The 18060-nt window shown below is 43.7% G+C and carries 17 protein-coding genes; 15 read left to right on the forward strand and 2 right to left on the reverse strand.

Annotated features, from left to right (window positions below):
- The first annotated feature begins 84 nt into the window (after nt 1–84).
- From A5870_RS02025 to A5870_RS02035, 3 genes are all read left to right on the forward strand, one after another.
- Nucleotides 85–1569, forward strand: coding sequence for an ABC transporter permease (locus A5870_RS02025; protein ID WP_077452279.1), 1485 nt, complete (start codon nt 85–87; stop codon nt 1567–1569).
- 10 nt (nt 1570–1579) lie between these two features.
- Nucleotides 1580–2245, forward strand: coding sequence for an ABC transporter ATP-binding protein (locus A5870_RS02030; RefSeq protein WP_081117782.1), 666 nt, complete (start codon nt 1580–1582; stop codon nt 2243–2245).
- Between the two features lie 157 nt (nt 2246–2402).
- Nucleotides 2403–2855: a YaiI/YqxD family protein gene (locus A5870_RS02035; RefSeq protein ID WP_015510428.1), complete on the forward strand. Its 453-nt coding sequence runs from the start codon at nt 2403–2405 to the stop codon at nt 2853–2855.
- Nucleotides 2856–2907: 52 nt separating this feature from the next.
- Here A5870_RS02035 and A5870_RS02040 read toward each other — a convergent pair whose 3' ends face one another.
- Nucleotides 2908–4650 (reverse strand): ABC1 kinase family protein, encoded by a 1743-nt coding sequence (locus A5870_RS02040; RefSeq protein ID WP_086291639.1) that lies wholly within the window; start codon nt 4648–4650, stop codon nt 2908–2910.
- A gap of 182 nt (nt 4651–4832) precedes the next feature.
- On the opposite strand from A5870_RS02040, the gene A5870_RS02045 reads away from it, so the two are divergent.
- The 12 genes from A5870_RS02045 to A5870_RS02100 all read left to right on the forward strand — a co-directional run bounded on the left by A5870_RS02045 (nt 4833) and on the right by A5870_RS02100 (nt 17610).
- The gene (locus A5870_RS02045) at nt 4833–5921 is read left to right on the forward strand and encodes a D-alanine--D-alanine ligase (protein ID WP_086291640.1); all 1089 of its coding nucleotides are present in this window, start codon (nt 4833–4835) and stop codon (nt 5919–5921) included.
- Nucleotides 5922–6007: 86 nt separating this feature from the next.
- Nucleotides 6008–7357, forward strand: a complete 1350-nt coding sequence (locus A5870_RS02050; protein ID WP_086291641.1) for a UDP-N-acetylmuramoyl-tripeptide--D-alanyl-D-alanine ligase — start codon at nt 6008–6010, stop codon at nt 7355–7357.
- Between the two features lie 290 nt (nt 7358–7647).
- Nucleotides 7648–9174 (forward strand): degradosome RNA helicase CshA, encoded by a 1527-nt coding sequence (cshA, locus tag A5870_RS02055; RefSeq protein ID WP_077452275.1) that lies wholly within the window; start codon nt 7648–7650, stop codon nt 9172–9174.
- Between the two features lie 203 nt (nt 9175–9377).
- Nucleotides 9378–9743 carry a holo-ACP synthase gene (gene acpS, locus A5870_RS02060; protein ID WP_077452274.1) on the forward strand — a complete coding sequence of 122 codons (366 nt, stop codon included), beginning with the start codon at nt 9378–9380 and terminating at the stop codon, nt 9741–9743.
- A 122-nt stretch (nt 9744–9865) separates the two neighbouring features.
- Nucleotides 9866–10987: an alanine racemase gene (gene alr / locus A5870_RS02065; protein WP_086291642.1), complete on the forward strand. Its 1122-nt coding sequence runs from the start codon at nt 9866–9868 to the stop codon at nt 10985–10987.
- Nucleotides 10988–10996: 9 nt separating this feature from the next.
- Nucleotides 10997–11368 (forward strand): type II toxin-antitoxin system PemK/MazF family toxin, encoded by a 372-nt coding sequence (locus A5870_RS02070; RefSeq protein ID WP_005227961.1) that lies wholly within the window; start codon nt 10997–10999, stop codon nt 11366–11368.
- A gap of 7 nt (nt 11369–11375) precedes the next feature.
- Entirely contained in the window at nt 11376–11672 is a 297-nt protein-coding gene (locus A5870_RS02075) for a hypothetical protein (RefSeq protein WP_077452272.1), read from the forward strand.
- A 289-nt stretch (nt 11673–11961) separates the two neighbouring features.
- On the forward strand, nt 11962–13029 hold the full coding sequence (rlmN, locus tag A5870_RS02080) for a 23S rRNA (adenine(2503)-C(2))-methyltransferase RlmN (protein ID WP_244353136.1): 1068 nt from the start codon (nt 11962–11964) through the stop codon (nt 13027–13029).
- Nucleotides 13030–13224: 195 nt separating this feature from the next.
- Nucleotides 13225–13908 (forward strand): DUF969 domain-containing protein, encoded by a 684-nt coding sequence (locus A5870_RS02085; protein WP_005233676.1) that lies wholly within the window; start codon nt 13225–13227, stop codon nt 13906–13908.
- Entirely contained in the window at nt 13909–14829 is a 921-nt protein-coding gene (locus A5870_RS02090; protein WP_086291644.1) for a DUF979 domain-containing protein, read from the forward strand.
- Nucleotides 14830–14859: 30 nt separating this feature from the next.
- Nucleotides 14860–15507, forward strand: a complete 648-nt coding sequence (gene pcp / locus A5870_RS02095) for a pyroglutamyl-peptidase I (protein ID WP_005227979.1) — start codon at nt 14860–14862, stop codon at nt 15505–15507.
- Between the two features lie 441 nt (nt 15508–15948).
- On the forward strand, nt 15949–17610 hold the full coding sequence (locus tag A5870_RS02100) for a peptide ABC transporter substrate-binding protein (RefSeq protein ID WP_086291645.1): 1662 nt from the start codon (nt 15949–15951) through the stop codon (nt 17608–17610).
- 100 nt (nt 17611–17710) lie between these two features.
- Here the strand turns inward: A5870_RS02100 and A5870_RS02105 are convergent, their stop codons facing one another.
- Nucleotides 17711–18046: a DUF3899 domain-containing protein gene (locus A5870_RS02105; RefSeq protein WP_005227990.1), complete on the reverse strand. Its 336-nt coding sequence runs from the start codon at nt 18044–18046 to the stop codon at nt 17711–17713.
- Between the last annotated feature and the right edge of the window lie 14 nt (nt 18047–18060).

An 18060-nucleotide genomic window follows, 5' to 3' on the forward strand; every position in this document is an offset into this window, starting at 1 on the left:
AAAATCAGGAGATGGTTTAAGTTCAATTTAAGCTAGGATCCTTATAGTCGAAAGACAATAAATAGCTATTCAGGAGGAACAAAGATGAATTTTTTGAAACGAGGTCTTCAAAGTTTATGGGCGAAAAAAGGCCGGAGCCTGTTGCTGATCGCTGTATTTTCTGCAATCTTGATTTTTGTATTGGCGGGTTTGACGATTCGCAGTGCAGCGCTAGTAGCGACTGAAAATGCTCAGAAAAGTGTCGGCGCAACCGTGACGTTGCAAGCCAACCGTGAGCAGGCTTTTCAGCAAAGAAGTTCTTCATCTGACAGCGATGACCAGAGCACCCGACCAGATCCAGGGAGTTTTCAATCGACACCCGTAGCGATCACAGATGCCCAAGCAATCGCTGATTTAGACGGGGTTGCTTCATATAGTTTTGAAGTCAGTACCTCCGCTGATGCCGTCAGCGGGATCGAACCGATCTCTAGCAGTGACTCCTCGACAGAGTCAGAAGCAACCGATAGCAGCGAGTCGGGGCAAATGGGCGGTATGCCAGGAGGTATGCCTGGTGGGAGTATGAGTACAGGTGATTTCCAAATCACTGGCGTATCAACCAGTGCGGCGTATACGACTTTTTCGGAAGGAACAGCGACGATCACGGATGGGGAAGGCATTACTTCTGAGGATGAAGGTACGAACCAAGTCCTGATCGAATCCTCACTAGCTGAAGCGAATGATTTGGCGGTCGGAGATACGTTTTCGATCACTGATGCAGAGGACAATGAAGTAGAAGTGACTATCAAAGGGATCTATGAAACGAGTGAAGTTGGCAACAGCATGAGCCAAATGTTTAACTTTCTCAACCCAGCCAACACGATCTTTGCTTCTTATACCCTTGCCAATACGTTGAGCGGCAATGAGGACACCATTGATTCGGCAACTTATACCTTGAGTGATCCGTCTGAAATGACAGCATTCGTGGAAGAAGCAGAAGGGTTGATCGATACAGAAACCTACAGCATCCAAACCAACGATCAAATGTATCAATCGATGCTGACACCGTTGAATAATGTCGCTAGCTTTGCAAAAAATATTATTGTCTTAGTTGCTGCTGCCGGTATCATTATTTTGACGTTGATCGTGATGATGTCGATTCGGGAACGTCGCTATGAGATTGGCGTATTGCTCTCTTTAGGTGAGTCACGGGCCAAAGTGATTCTACAATTTTTCACAGAGATTTTTGTCTGTATGGTGTTTGCTTTAGGGATTGCGGCCGCTAGCGGCAATCTTGTCGGTAATGCTGTCGGAGAGCAATTATTGGCGCAACAAACGGAGACGACGACTGACCAAGCAGCCACTGAAAACGCTGGTCCTGGAGGCGGGGAGATGCCGCAAATGGGCGGCAATCGTGGTGGTTCTTTCCCATCCTTCACCCAATCAGCAGAAGTGGAGTCCTTAGAAATCACCGTTTCCCCTCAACAAATTGGTCTATTGGCATTACTCGGTCTAGGGATCAGTTTTGGCTCGATCTTACTCTCTTCCGCGGGCATTTTGCGGTTGAATCCGAAAAAAATCTTGGTTTCTTAGGAGGAACGACATGACATTACGAACAGAACAATTAGGCTATTGGTATCAAAGCGAAGCAGAAGCGCTGTTTCGTGGCGTTGATTTGACCTTTGAACCTGGCAAGATGTATGCGATCTTAGGTTCCAGCGGATCGGGGAAAACAACCTTCTTGTCGCTGATCACGGGCCTAGATACCCCGAAAGAAGGAAAGATCCTTTACAACGAAGAAACGTTAGCGAAAATCGGATTGCGGGAATATCGTCGCAAAGATGTTTCCATCGTGTTCCAAGCCTATAATCTACTGCCTTATATGTCGGCACTGGACAATGTGATCACAGCCATGGCGATCGCCAAGTCACAGCAAGCCGATAAAAAGGCCTATGCTTTAGCCAACTTAGCCAAAGTTGGCATCACAGAAGAGCTGGCACTGAAAAAAGTGACCCAATTATCGGGTGGGCAACAGCAGCGGGTCGCTATCGTTCGCGCGTTGTGCTGTGAGCATGAGCTGATCGTAGCCGATGAACCGACTGGAAACTTGGATGAAACGACCTCCAAAGAAATCGTTAAACTGTTTCAAGAAATTGCCCATGAGCAAAAAAAATGTATTATCTTAGTGACCCATGAACAAGAAGTAGCAAAGGCTTGCGATGTCGTTTATGAGCTGAAGGAACGAGCCTTTTCTAAAGTTGATAGGTGAGCTTAACTGCTCGTTAGTGAAAGAAAGATCGTCATTCTAGTTCCCTCATTGAGCAAGACTGAAATGAAAATACCGCAAAGTCTGCTTGCATCTTCTAGGTGCTCCTCTTACAATAGAAGTAATTGTAAACGAAGAAATTTGTGAGAGGAGCAAGCAGATGCGGCTTTTTATTGACGGCGACGGTTCGCCAGTGAAAAATGAAGTGATTGAACTGGCTCAGCAGTATCAGCTGCCGGTAGTGATCGTGACCAGTGTCGATCATTATACGACCAAAGATTATCCTGCCCACGTTCACTTTGTCTATGTCGACAAAGGCTCGGATCGCGCGGATTATGAAATCGTGAAGGAAATAGAACCCGGCGATTTTCTCGTCACCCAAGATTATGGCTTAGCCTCGTTGGTCTTGCCGAAAAAAGCGCGGGTTTTTCACCATAATGGCACAGAGTATTTGCCAGAAACGATCGATTTTTTACTCGGACAACGCTACTTAGGTGCGCAGATGCGTAAAGCAGGCAAGCGCACAAAAGGACCGAAACCTTTTACGAAAGAGGATCGGGAAGCCTTCAAACGAATCTTTGAAAACGAATTGCGACAGACCCTTGCAAAATAAGCACCCTCAAGACCCAGCTTCTGCATGAAACACGGGAATTGAAGGTGCTTATTTATTTCTTACGAAAACGATCATAGAAGTATTTACCAACTAAAGCCACGATCGCGAAAAATGCCAAGGTATATCCGAAGATCCCCATCTGATGGACGAAAGCTCCTTGTTGCGGACTAGCCACCACCAATAAAGAAGAACCAAGGATGACCGCAGCTAGAATAATACCGATCACCAGTCGATTGACCATCTGATCAAAGCGGTCCAATAGCTGTTTTTGTTCGCGGATTTCTAGATTCAACCGGTGTTTACCAGTCGCAAACGTGTCTAAGACAGCCAAGGTCCGATCAGGAAGATGGCTAAGTGCCCGCAAGCTTTTTGCGGTTGCCAAGGCGCTTTTTTTCACCTCATCTTCAATACTCAGCTGCTGTAGGAAATATTTTTGTGCAAAGGGCTGAGTGACTTCCATCATTGACAATTCGGGGTCTAAAGCTTTGATCACACCTTCCAAGGTGCCAAAAGCCTTGATCAGCAAGGTGATGTCTCGATGCATCTGCAGTTGGTTATCATGGCAGATCGTGATCACTTCCGCCATCACTTTTTGCAAGTCGATATCCTTTAGCGGCATATTATAGTAGTTTTCAACAAATTTTTGTAGGTCTTGGTAGAAGGCGACTTCGTCAAAGGAACTGCCGCTGCTGTTGCACAACCGCAAGACAGCTTTACCGACTTCTTGGGTGTCTTGGGTATAAAGAGCAATCAACGCATCGGCTAAACGGCTGCGTAAAGACAGATCCAAATGCCCCATCATCCCAAAGTCCAAGAAAATCACTTGGTAAGGCGGCATGACCGCTTCTTCTTGCCATTTCAACGAATAATCGACACCGCCAAGGACACCGACGCGCTGCTTGACCTGAAATGGTTTTGGTCGATTGGCTTGATCTGTGAAGACATGTAAAAAAAGATTGCCAGGATGCGGATCAGCGTGAAAGAAGCCATCTTCAAAGACTTGCTTCATAAAGTTTTCGACTAATAGCGTGCCCACTTGTTTTTTCACGGCTTTCACGGACTGATTGTCATAAACGATGTCTTGATTGTTGCGGGTCAGCAAGCAATTCAAGCTTTCACCGGCCATGTAATCCATGACTAATACTTTTTGAGTACACCATTCGGGATAAACTTTAGGCAATGCCAACTGCGGGTCTTGGTGATTGTTGCGGTAGAATTCCTGTGCATTTTTCATCTCTTGCAAAAAATTCGTTTCATTGGCAAGGGATCGTCGGACTTCGCTTAGCACGCTTTTTAAATCCACTACATTGGCTTCTGGAATTGCGCGAACCAACGGCAGGGCTTTTTCAAAAAGATCGAGATCCACTTGGATCGCCGCAATGATCCCCGGATGCTGTACTTTGACGATCACTTCTTTGCCGCTGAGCAAGTTTGCTCGATGGGCTTGTCCGATGGAAGCTGAGGCGACTGGAATTTCATCAAAAGCGGAAAAAACTTCCGTTAGCGGTTGCTGCAGTTCTGCTTCCAGCAGTGCTTTGACCTTGGGAAATGGATCACTTTTGACATTGTCCTGTAGCTGCTTGAAGGCATCAACGAAGGTGCTGGAAAGCAGATCATTGCGGACCGAAAGCATCTGCCCGATCTTGATAAATGTTGGTCCTAATTCTTCAAACGCTTGACGCACCATTTCGGGGTGCTGCTGTTTGCTGATATTTTGAACGACTTTGTATTTCAAAAAGACTTGAACGATTTGTTTTAATCGTCCTTTTCTAGAAGGAGCGGTTTGTTCTGTCATAAGTCCCACCTCTTTAAACGTGCCGTGATATATTCATAGTACTGACAAAATGAAAAACATTCAACTAACGACTGTGTAAGCTTAAAGAAATTTCTGCAAGATTTAATGCCGGTCGGTCGATTTTGTGCTAAAATGTGGAAGACTTAGTTTGGTAGAATCAATGAATACAGGAGGAAATTCTTTTGAAAATCATTTTATTATACGGGGGACGCAGTGCAGAACATGAGGTATCACTGTTATCCGCTTTTTCAGTTGTTAATGCTGTATATTATAATTACTACCAAGTTCAATTAGTAATGATCACCAAAGAAGGACGCTGGTTAAAAGGCCCATTATTGTCTGAGGCGCCAACGTCACCAGATACTTTGGCATTGACCAACGAAGAGACCAAAGGGGAAGAAATTTCACCTGGGGCAATTTATGAAGAAAACGCGATCGTCTTTCCATTGCTCCATGGACCAAACGGCGAAGACGGCACGATCCAAGGGTTTTTAGAAACCATCGGAATGCCTTATGTCGGAGCCGGTGTCTTGACTAGTGCCTGCGGGATGGACAAAATCATGACCAAGTACATCTTGCAAGCTGCGGGAATTCCGCAAGTTCCGTATGTACCAGTCTTGAAAAATGCGTGGAAAGAAAATCCGAAAAAGATTTTTGATCAATGCGAAGGCAGTCTCCTTTATCCGATGTTTGTCAAACCAGCCAACATGGGCTCAAGTGTCGGTATCTCGAAAGCCGAGAACCGCGAAGAACTGCAAAATGCGTTGCAAGAAGCGTATCGCTACGATACCCGAGCGATCGTTGAACAAGGAATCGAAGCTCGTGAGATCGAAGTCGCTGTTCTTGGAAACGAAGACGTGCGGACCACCATGCCGGGAGAAATCGTGAAAGATGTTGCCTTTTATGATTACAATTCCAAATACATTGACAACCGAATCGAGATGCAGATTCCTGCACAAATTCCCGAAGAAACACAAGCCAAAGCCCAAGAGTTTGCGAAAAAAGCCTATACAATGCTAGGCGGCAGCGGATTGAGCCGTTGTGATTTCTTTTTGACCAATAAAAATGAGCTCTTTTTAAATGAGCTGAACACGATGCCAGGGTTCACTGAATTCAGCATGTACCCACTGCTATGGGAGAAGACCGGCTTGCCTTATGGGGATTTGATTGAAGAATTGATCCAATTAGGGATGAATCGTTTCAATCAAAGACGTTCGTTCTTGACCAATGTAGAAGCAACAGAAAAAGAAGCAGAAAACGAAGCAGAATAAATAGCAGGAAGAAAGCCAGCTCAACTCAAGGAAAATACTTGAAGCGATCTTGTGCTTTCTTTTTTTAGGAAAAAGGAGCGAACCTGATGAATTTTACTGTAAAAGAAGCCGCTGCCGTATTTGGTCAGCAAATTGAAAATGAAACGCCACTTGCCTCTGTGGAATTCGACAGCCGTCTGATCAAAGAAAACAGTCTTTTTGTTCCCTTAGCGGGGACCCGTGACGGCCATGAATTTGCCCAACAAGCCAAAGACAATGGTGCGATCGCCACACTGTGGAGCCACCCTACGATCGAACCGCCGCAAGACATCCTTGTGATTCCTGTCACGGATACCGTCAAAGCGTTTCAACAATTGGCACGAGCGTATAAAGAAAAGCTTGCACCGAAAATCATCGGTATTACTGGAAGTAACGGGAAAACGACCACCAAAGATATGGTGGAAGCGGTCATGGCCCAAAAGTACCAGACCTATAAAACCCAAGGCAACCACAACAATGAACTAGGCGTGCCTTTGACTATCTTGCATGCGCCAGAAGATACCCAAGTGTTGATTTTAGAAATGGGAATGGATCATGCAGGTGAAATCGAAGTCCTTTCGCGCTTAGCAGAACCTGACGCTGCCGCTATCACGTTGATAGGCGAAGCCCACATTGAAAACTTAGGGTCCAGAGAAGGGATCGCCAAAGCGAAAATGGAGATCACCGCAGGATTGAAAAAAGACGGCTTCTTTATGATGCCAGCTGATGAACCATTGTTAGAGCCCTTTGTTCCCAATTTAACGCAGACCATTGAAACTTTTGGCTTAACTGAGGGAGATCTACAAGGAGACATCGTGGAGGAATCGCAAGATCAGACGATTTTTACGGTAGCAGGTACCACCTTTACCCTGCCGGTCTTAGGCGGCTATAATGTCAAAAATGCCTTGATCGCGATCGGGATAGGACGTCATTTTGGTGTAGCAGATGAAGCGATCAAGGAAGGCTTGGCGCATTTTCAATTGACGAAAAATCGGACCCAATGGGTGACTGCTGGTAATGGGGCAGCGATTTTGAGCGATATTTACAATGCCAATCCGACGGCCATGGGTCTTGTATTGGATAGCTTCCGCAAATTGCCTTTAGCAGGACGACGGATCGCCGTATTGGCAGATATGCTTGAATTAGGACCAGATTCTGCACAAATGCACGAGCAGATGGCCGCACACTTAGACGACTCGTTCCAACTAGTTTTTCTTTATGGCAAAGAAATGCAAGCATTGCAAAAACGACTAGCTCAGTCACCACTTGCTGATAAGGTGCGCTATTTTGCGATCGATGAAAAACCACAGCTGATCGCCTCCTTAATAGAAACTTTAGAACCTTCCGATAGCCTAGTGATCAAAGGCAGCAATGGCATGGGCCTGAGTGAAGTCGTTGATGCACTAAAAGGAATGTAAAAGGGAGTTGAAATCTTGCTGAAACTTTCAAAGCGTGTTATACTTATCTAACGCCGAAAGATGAAGCACAGAATGATTACTGTAAAAAACATTGACGTTTTGAGATAAAATGATGGCTGAGACAAACAACACTTGTTTTAGCCTTTTATAATGCCTTCGTGAAGCGGTTTTTCGGTACCAAGAGAAAGATAAGAGTAAATGGGACTACTCTTGTGTTTCTGAAGAACTAACCTACGCTTCGATGATAGAAAAACAGGCATCGAAAAGATGACCAGCCTAGGAGGATCCATTTGAAATTTAAAGATCTAGAATTATCCAACGAATTATTGACTTCTGTTGAGCGTGCCGGCTTTGAAGAAGCAACACCCATCCAAGAAGCAACGATTCCATTAGCCTTAGCAGGCAAAGACGTGATCGGTCAAGCACAGACCGGTACTGGTAAAACCGCCGCATTTGGTTTGCCAATGTTAGAAAAAATTGACCCAACGAACCATCAACTACAAGGATTAGTGATTGCCCCAACCCGTGAATTAGCGATCCAAACCCAAGAAGAATTGTACCGTCTTGGTAAAGACAAAAAAATTCGTGTACAAGCAGTTTACGGTGGAGCCGATATCGGCCGTCAAATCCGTCAACTAAAAGATCGTCCCCATATCGTAGTTGGTACGCCAGGACGTATGTTAGACCATATCAACCGCCATACCTTGAAATTAGGCACCGTTGAAACACTTGTATTAGATGAAGCAGACGAAATGTTGAACATGGGCTTCTTGGAAGATATTGAAAAAATCATCAGCCAAGTTCCAGATGTTCGTCAAACGTTGCTATTTTCAGCAACAATGCCGCCAGCAATCAAAAATATCGGCGTGAAATTCATGAAAGAGCCTGAACATGTACAGATCAAAGCCAAAGAAATGACCGCTGATTTGATTGATCAATACTATGTTCGTTCAAAAGATTACGAAAAATTTGATATCATGACTCGCTTATTGGATGTGCAAACGCCAGAATTGACCATCGTTTTCGGTCGTACGAAACGTCGTGTCGATGAATTGGCGCGCGGCTTAGAAGCCCGCGGCTATAAAGCAGAAGGTATTCATGGAGACCTTTCTCAACAAAAACGAATGAGCGTTTTGCGTTCATTCAAAAGTGGTCAACTAGATATCTTAGTTGCCACAGACGTTGCAGCTCGTGGATTGGATATCTCTGGCGTGACACACGTATATAACTACGATATTCCTCAAGATCCTGAAAGCTATGTTCACCGGATCGGACGTACTGGCCGTGCTGGAAAAGGCGGAATGTCTGTGACTTTCGTTACACCAAACGAAATGAGCTATCTGCACGTCATTGAAAACTTAACGAAAAAACGGATGACACCAATGCGCCCACCGACCGAAAAAGAAGCATTCAAAGGTCAACTAGGTGCCGCAATCGAATCTGTTGAAACCAAATTGGATGAAAATGGTTTGGATAAATACTTGCAAGCAGCTGACGATCTATTAGAACGTTATTCTGCACAAGATTTAGCAGCATTGCTTCTAAAAACCATGGCGAAAGATCCTGCTGATTTAGCACCAGTCAAGATCACACCAGAGCGTCCATTGCCTCAAGGGAAAAAATCATTCAACAAAAATGGTCGTCGCAGCAATAACAGCAATGGCGGCAATCGTAACCGCAAAGAAAACGGTGGGAACCGTGGCGGCGGCAACGGCAACAAAGCCCGCGGCAACTATTCAAAAGATGGTGCCCGTAAAAACAATCGCCGCAGCAACGACAAAAAACGCGGTTTTGTTATCAGAAATAACCAAGACTAATTAAGTTTGTGGACCTTGTAAGGAAACTTGCAAGGTCTTTTTTTATATAAAAAACAAATGCCAGTGATTGAAAATCTTAATCTCCGTATAAACTCGTCAGATTTGAATGGTAATTCGCCATTTTTTTGGTAGAATGGTAACTAGCTGAACAAGGGCCAATTCCAATTTGGAAACCCCTATCTTAAGTAAAGGTAGCGAGAAGAATGATCAAAGGAATCGGGATCGATGCAGTCGAGCTGCCTCGAATGAAAGAATTAATTGAAAAAAAACCGCAGTTTATAACGCGTATTTTAACAGAGAAGGAAGCAAAATTATTTGCCCGTTTGCCCCTGAAACGTCAAGTTGAGTTCCTCGGGGGGCGCTATGCCTGCAAAGAAGCGTTCTCGAAAGCTTGGGGGACAGGGATCGGCAAAGTTTCTTTTCACGATATTGAAGTCTTGACCAATGAATTTGGTGCACCGATCGTCACCAAAGCACCGCACCCTTTAGAAAAAATTTTTGTCAGTATCACTCATACAAACGATACTGCCTTTGCACAAATTATCTTAGAAGTATCGGATAGCGAGTAATCTGAGTGGAAGTCGTCACTTGGTGAAGAAAATTACGATACTTTATGGACGAACAGACGACTACATAAAACCAACTTAATTTGTTTGTCTGATCAAGCACTAGTAGAAAGAAGGAACTGGAAATGGTGGTTGCTTACCATAGACCAACGAAAGCGATTATTGATACAACAGCGATTACCGAAAACATCAAAAATGAGATTGCTCACTTACCAAGTGAGACGTTTCTTTTTGCGGTAGTCAAAGCTAACGGGTACGGACACGGAGCGGTACAAACGGCTCAAGCAGCCAAAGAAGGCGGCGCAGTAGGTTTTTGCGTTGCGACGATTGATGAAGCGATCGAATTGCGAGAAGCAGGGATCAATGAGCCGCTACTGATTTTAGGAGTTGTGAACGTGCATGACATTCCCTTACTTGCGGAATACGATTTTTCTTTTCCAGTCGCTTCGATGGACTGGTTGGTAGAAGCTGATACTTATTTAAAGGAAAATCCTATAAAGACATCCCTTAAAGTACATGTCAAAGTGGATACCGGCATGGGGAGAATCGGCTTTTTAACCCCAGAAGAAGTGCGTCAAGCCGTTCTTTGGTTGGAAGATCATCCCTCTTTTGATTGGGAAGGAATCTTTACCCATTTCTCTACAGCCGATCAAGCTGATACGACTTATTGGGAAACTCAGCACCAGCGATTTAAAGAAGTCTTAACTGTTTTGCCTTATTTGCCGACATATATACATACAGGCAATAGTGCCACCTCCTTGTGGCACAAAGAGGCTGTTGGGAATATGGTCCGTTTTGGGATCGCGATGTATGGATTGAATCCGTCAGGTCATACATTGAAGGAACCATTCTCCTTAAAACCAGCCCTTTCACTTGTTTCTGAACTGATCCAAGTGAAATTACTTGAAAAAGGAGCGGGGATTGGCTATGGTGAAACATATATCACGCCCCGTCAGGAATGGATCGGCACCGTGCCTATCGGTTATGCGGATGGCTGGTTACGAAAAATGCAAGGATTCTCGATCTTAGTAGAAGGCGAACCTTGTGAAATCGTCGGTCGGGTGTGTATGGATCAACTGATGATTCGTTTGCCACGAGCCTTTGCTGTCGGTACAACGGTCACGTTGATTGGTGAGAATCATGGGAAACGAATTACGATGCAGGATGTTGCAGACCAGTTAGAAACGATTCACTATGAAGTAGCGTGCACCCTCTCAGCAAGGGTTCCGCGAGAATATAAAAGTTAGGGTGGTCCTATGGTAAAAAGGGGAGATATTTATTTTGCCGATCTTTCACCAGTCGTTGGATCGGAGCAAGGCGGAATACGGCCGGTCTTGATCATTCAAAATGACTTGGGCAATCACTTCAGTCCCACTGTGATCATTGCGGCGATCACGGCAAAAATGGCGAAGCCGAAATTACCAACCCACATTGGGATTTCCGCTTCTTGCACAGGGATTGGCAAAGACTCCGTCATTTTGATGGAACAGATCCGCACGATCGACAAAAGTCGGTTGAAAGAAAAGGTTTGTCATTTAGACGATAAAGTGATGTGTGAAGTCGATGCTGCTTTGATGATCAGTATTGGTGTGGAGCCGACCTTTGCCACATCAACGATCGAGGTGTAAAACAGCAATGGGGTATTTATTTTTAATAGCAGTTGTCATTTTATTGATTCTCTTTACTTATAAACATATTCGCCGTTTTCTTTCAGAAACCAAAAAGCGCAATGAAACCATGGAACAAGGGTATTACCTTGTGAGTCATACATATGAAGAGAAACGGGAACAGACCTATTATTATGGCGTTTTTCAACAAGGAGACAAAGAACTAATATTAGAAATGTCACTCCAGCTTTATTTACAGCTACAGCCACCGCAACGGGGGATGTTGACCGCAAAAGAAGGCCGAGTCCTTTCTTTTGAAGGGTGATCTTGTCAATAAAGCAACGCTCATGGGGAAAGAGCCGAAATAAGCAGGAAAGAACCGCTCTATTTTGTTCATAGGAGTAGGTTCGGCTCCTGCTTTTTTTGTGCATGTCTTTGTGAGAGTGTTTCTATGGATAAATGAACCGTTAAACGGAATAAAGGAGACCTTTAAAAAAGAGCAATGCAACAAAAAATTGCTGCTGAAAGACTGAGAGGAAGGGACAAGGCACGGTTGCTTTTCACAAAGAATTCAGTTATAGTATGTAGCGACTAGTTTGAAAAGAGGGAAAAAAGTGAACCCATCGATTTATGGACTTACCAAATCAGATTTATCTTTGTGGATAACTGAACAAAATGAAAAGAAATTCCGGGCCAACCAAGTGTGGGAGTGGCTCTATGAAAAACGAGTAACTACCTTTGAAGAAATGACCAATCTACCGAAGCCTTTGATTGAGAAACTGTCGGCAGCCTTTGTGATCAATCCCCTGAAACAGATGGTGGTACAAGAAGCCAGTGACGGGACCGTCAAATATTTATTCCAATTGCCAGACAATCACATGATTGAAACGGTCTTGATGCGTCAAGAATATGGCATGTCCGTTTGTGTGACGACCCAAGTCGGCTGCAACATCGGCTGTACCTTTTGTGCTAGTGGGTTATTAAAGAAACAACGAGACTTAACGGCAGGCGAGATTGTGGCTCAAATCATGTTAGTGCAACACTATTTTGATGAACGCAACGAGGGAGAACGAGTCTCTCACGTAGTCGTCATGGGGATCGGCGAACCTTTTGATAACTATGACAATGTGATGCATTTCTTACAGATTATCAACGACCCGAAAGGCTTAGCGATCGGCGCGCGGCATATTACCGTGTCAACCAGCGGCTTAGCGCATAAAATCAGAGAGTTTGCGGAAAACGGCTTGCAAGTGAACTTGGCCATTTCGCTGCATGCCCCAAATAACGAAGTCAGAACCTCTATGATGCGGATCAATCGGAGCTTCCCAATTGAAAAACTAATGGCAGCGGTCGATTATTATTTAGAAAAAACCAATCGCCGCATCACGTTTGAGTATATCATGCTGGATCATGTCAACGACCGACCGGAACATGCCCGTCAGTTGGCAGCATTATTGAAGGATAAAAAGAAATTGTCTTACGTCAACTTGATTCCTTATAACCCAGTGAGTGAACATGACCAATATGCTCGAAGTAAAAAAGCCGATGTGTTAGCTTTTTATGACATTTTAAAGAAAAACGGCATCAACTGTGTGATTCGTAAAGAACATGGGACAGATATTGACGCAGCTTGCGGACAGCTGCGAAGCAAACAAATGAAAAAAGAAGCCTCTGCTTCTTAAACATGTAAAATAAAAGAAGGACTGCACAAGCGCAGTTCTTCTTTTTGTTTTTTATTATCTAAACATTTAAAAAACGCCTTGAAGAAAGCGTATTCCCGCAAAGAAAATTCAAAAAATATTGTTTTACAAGAAAAAAATAGATTATACTAAAGGCTGGTATTCATTAAAAATAACTTATCGTGAAAGGATGATTTGATGGAATGGATTAAATTAATTGGTATTCTAGTTATTTTAGTCGGCTTTTTGCTGAAGCTAGATACTATTGCTGTCGTAATCGTTGCTGGTTTTGTCACCGCGCTTGTGTCGGGGATTTCTGTTGTTGATTTTTTAACAATGTTAGGAGAAGCGTTTGTCAATAATCGACTCGTGACACTGTTCTTGCTGACGTTACCAATGGTCGGCTTGTCGGAACGTTTTGGCTTGAAACAGCAGGCCGTCATATTGATTGAAAAAATCAAAGGCTTGACACCAGGGAAGTTTTTGAGTTTGTACTTATTTATTCGGGAACTTGCTGGCTTTTTCTCTATTCGGATCCAAGGACATACGCAATTTATCCGCCCAATCGTTAACCCAATGGCGCAAGCTGCTGGGGAAAATAAATTTGGGGAACTGGATGAAAAAGATCAGGAAAAAATCAAAGCTCGGGCTGCCGCTAATGAAAATTTCGGGAATTTCTTTGCGCAAAATACCTTCGTGGCTGCTTCTGGTGTGCTGTTGATCGTAGGAACGTTGCAATCACTTGGATATGATGTGGCAGCTAGTTCAATCGCGCAAGCATCATTGCCGATCGCATTGATCGTCTTAGTTATTGCCACGTTATCGAACTTGCTCTTTGATCGCAAATTAGCAAAAAAATATGGCAAGAAGGAGGAGAAATAGATGGAAGGAATCGTTAACGGATTACTAGAATTCTTTTATATCTTGATTGGTCTGCTGTCGATCATGACGGCTGTCCGGGTTTTTCGTGAAGCAGACCATCCTACACGATTGGGCACCTCTGCCTTTTGGTTACTGCTAGGGGGCGTCTTTGCTTTCGGAAATTTTTTGCCGTATCTTGTGGACGGGATTTTGATCGTTTTGATGGGCTGTTTGACCTTCTTCAAACAAGTGCAGATTGGTAAAATCGTGGACGTTGATGATGAAAAAGCAGAAGCGTCAGCAAAACGGATCGGTAGTACGATCTTCGTACCATGTATCAGCTTAGCATTGATCGCTGTGGTGATTTCTTATACACCATTAGGAGGCCAAGTTGGAATCGGGATCGCATCGATCTTAGCGCTCTTGTTGGCAGTCGTGTTGACTTCCGCTAAACCGAAAACAGTGCTGGACGATTCCGATCGGATGCTTCGTCAAGTCGGAACTGCCGGTATCTTGCCGCAGTTATTAGCAGCACTAGGTGTCATTTTTAACGCTGCTGGTGTCGGTGATGTGATTTCTCAAGGAATCTCTGGTGTCGTGCCAGAAGGCAATCGTTTTATCGGTGTCGTGGCTTACTGTTTAGGAATGATGATCTTTACTATGATCATGGGAAATGGTTTTGCGGCATTTACCGTTATTACTGCAGGCATCGGTGTACCTTTTGTGATGGCGCAAGGCGGCGACCCAGTCGTTGCTGGTGCGTTGGCAATGACTGCTGGTTTTTGTGGCACATTGCTGACTCCGATGGCAGCCAATTTCAACGCATTGCCAGTGGCCTTGTTAGAGATGAAAGACCCCAATGGCGTCATTAAAGCACAAGCCCCAATTGCATTCTTGTTGTTAGTGATCCACATCGCTTTAATGTACTTTTGGGCATTTTAGTGGTAAAACAAAGAGGGAAGGATGATGGAAATGAAACTATTAATTACTGGATTTGATCCATTTGGCGGAGAAGCAATCAATCCTGCCTTAGAAGCAGTGAAATTACTGCCAGATACAATTCATGGTGCACAGATCGTGAAAGCAGAGATCCCCACTGTATTTGGGAAATCAGCAGCGATCGTCGCAGAGAAAATTGAAGAGATCCACCCAGATGTCGTTTTAAACATCGGTCAAGCGGGCGGACGGTTCGCCATCTCACCAGAACGAGTGGCGATCAATGTGGACGATGCTCGGATTCCTGATAATGAAGGCAATCAACCCGTCGATGAAGCGATTCAAACAGAAGGGAAGCCTGCCTACTTCACACAACTGCCGATCAAAGCAATGGTAGAAAACATGAAAAAAGCAGGAATACCTGCAGCCGTTTCTAATACTGCTGGAACCTTCGTCTGCAACCACATCATGTATCAAGTACAATACATGATCGATACAAAATACCCTGAAATGAAGGGCGGTTTTATCCACGTGCCGTTTATTCCTCAGCAAGTCGTCGATAAAGCAGGACAGCCTGCAATGAGCATCGAAGACATCGCCAAAGGATTGACTGCAGCGGTGGAAGCCATCGTTGATTATGCCGACAAAGAAGATCTAAAAGCAATTGGCGGCGCGATCCATTAATCATTGAAGGACATCCTTTCGGAGATGAAACAAGTGTCCTTAAGGCGAGAAGACCTGATCAGCAAGCATGCGATCAGGTCTTTTTTTGGCCTGTTTTGATAAAAATCATTGGCGATTGCTGTATATTTACACTTCTATCAGGGGTTTCTCATTTTGACAGATCAAATGAAAAAGAAAGACAGAAAACGAATGTAAGTTACATTTAACCATGTTTTTTTATTATTATTTTTGCTTTATTTCTTATAAATAAAGAAAGGAAAAATAGTATTTAACGAGTGTTTGATGAGAGTAAGGTAAGTAAATACCAAGAAAACTTTCTTCCAAAGGTGTTTTTTATCGAAAAAAGGATTGCTTTTTTAATAATTATTAATTAAAATCTTATCTAACTTCAGAAATCGAATGATTATTCTGAAAATTAATTCAATTAAGGGGTAGGACAGGATGAAGAATAAATGGGCCTATGGTTTAGTGGCTGTGTGTGGCGTGGCGTTAGCCGGTTGTACAACGGGCGGAACAAATAGTTCAAGCAATGACACAGCAGCAAGCGGCGACAGCAGTGCAGAACAAGTGTTTAACGTAGTGGTTTCACAAGAAATGCCAAGTGCGGATCTCTCATTAGCAACCGATACGATCAGCTTCAGTGCATTGAACAATGTATATGAAGGACTGTATCGTTTGGATGCTGACAGTACACCACAACCTGCTGGTGCAGCTGAAGCAGCTGAAGTCAGCGAGGATGGACTGACTTACAAGATCAAATTACGTGAAGATGCGAAATGGTCAAATGGTGACCCTGTTACAGCAGCAGATTACGTCTATGGTTGGCAACGGACAGTCAAACCTGAAACAGCATCAGAATACGCGTATCTATTTTCACCAGTTAAGAACGCAGATGCCATCACAGCAGGCGATACGGATCCATCAGAGCTAGGCATCAAAGCAGTGGGGGATTATGAATTAGAAATCACCCTAGCAAAAGCAACACCTTACTTTGATTACTTATTAGCATTCCCATCCTTCTTCCCACAAAATCAAAAAGTGGTCGAAGAAAATGGCGATCAATATGCGTCAACTAGCGACAATGCTGTCTATAATGGACCGTTTGTCTTGACTGGGTTTGATGGACCAGGAACGGATACGGAATGGGCTTATGAAAAGAACGACCAATATTGGGACAAAGATACTGTTAAATTACAAACGATCAACGTAAGCGTCGTGAAGGAATCCTCAACTGCCTTGAATCTTTTCCAAGATGGTCAAGCAGATGATGTCATCCTAACAGGTGAACTGGCGCAACAGATGGCTAACGACGAAGCATTCGTTTCTCAACCAGAAGCAACGACTTCTTACTTAGAATTGAATCAACGTGATGAAGATTCACCTTTCCGTAACGAAAACTTGCGTAAAGCAATCTCTTATGCGATCGACCGTGATGCCTTAGTAACATCAATCTTAGGTGATGGTTCAATTGCTTCAAGTGGTTTGGTACCAGAAGGCATGACCTTCAGCCCTGGCGATCATACAGACTTCACAGAAGCAGCTGGCAGCGTCATTAGCTACGATCAAGAGAAAGCAAAGGAATATTGGGAAAAAGCCAAAGAAGAATTAGGAATCGATTCATTAGAATTTGATATTTTAGCTTCTGATACAGACTCAACCAAGAAAATCATTGAGTACTTGCAAGACACGATCGAAAAAACATTGGACGGTGTGAAAGTCACGTTAAGTCCAGTTCCATTCTCTGTTCGTTTGGATCGTTCAAATGCGGGTGATTTTGATACAGTAATGGGCGGTTGGGGTGCTGACTATGCCGATGCAAGTAGCTTTACTGACTTGTTTACGACAGGCAACTCATACAACCGTGGTCAATGGAGCAGTGAAGAATACGATGCAGCTGTAAAAGCAGCAGGTACGACCAATGCCAATGACCCTGACAAACGTTGGGAAGATTTAGTCAATGCAGAAAAAATCATTATGAATGAACAAGGTGTCATTCCAGTTTATCAAAAAGCGGAAGCACACTTACGTGCAACAAAAGTCAAAGGTGTTGTTGCTCACGCAGCAGGCGCACAATACGACTACAAGTGGACATCAATCGAATAATCACGAGTAGTTGACTTGAAATGCCGAAGAAAAGGCTGGGACAATTTCTTGTCTCAGCCTTTTGCTTCTCATTTCAACGAGTAAAAATATAAGAATGAAATTAACTAGTAGCAATCATTAAAAAGAGCAATGAAAGGAATAACAAGAAGACACCAGGCCATAACCAAAAGGCGTAACTCTGTTTGCCAACTTGGGATAATTTCAGATAATCTGTTTTATTTTTGGAAAAAGCTTTCTTCATGGAATATTGAAAATGGTCAAAGAAACCAGAAGCAAATACCCATAAAAAACCGCCAATGATCAAAAAGAACAGCGCCCACAAGAAAAGGGCATCTGAAAGAGCTGCTATGGAAAATTCATTTTTTATGGCTAACCATCCGCCAGAAATTGCGAGGCATAGGAGGGGTATGAGCCCACTACTTTTTTTTATTTTCATGATCTGACTCCTTT

The organism is Enterococcus sp. 2G9_DIV0600, assembly GCF_002140615.1.
Taxonomy (GTDB): Bacteria; Bacillota; Bacilli; order Lactobacillales; family Enterococcaceae; genus Enterococcus_D; species Enterococcus_D innesii.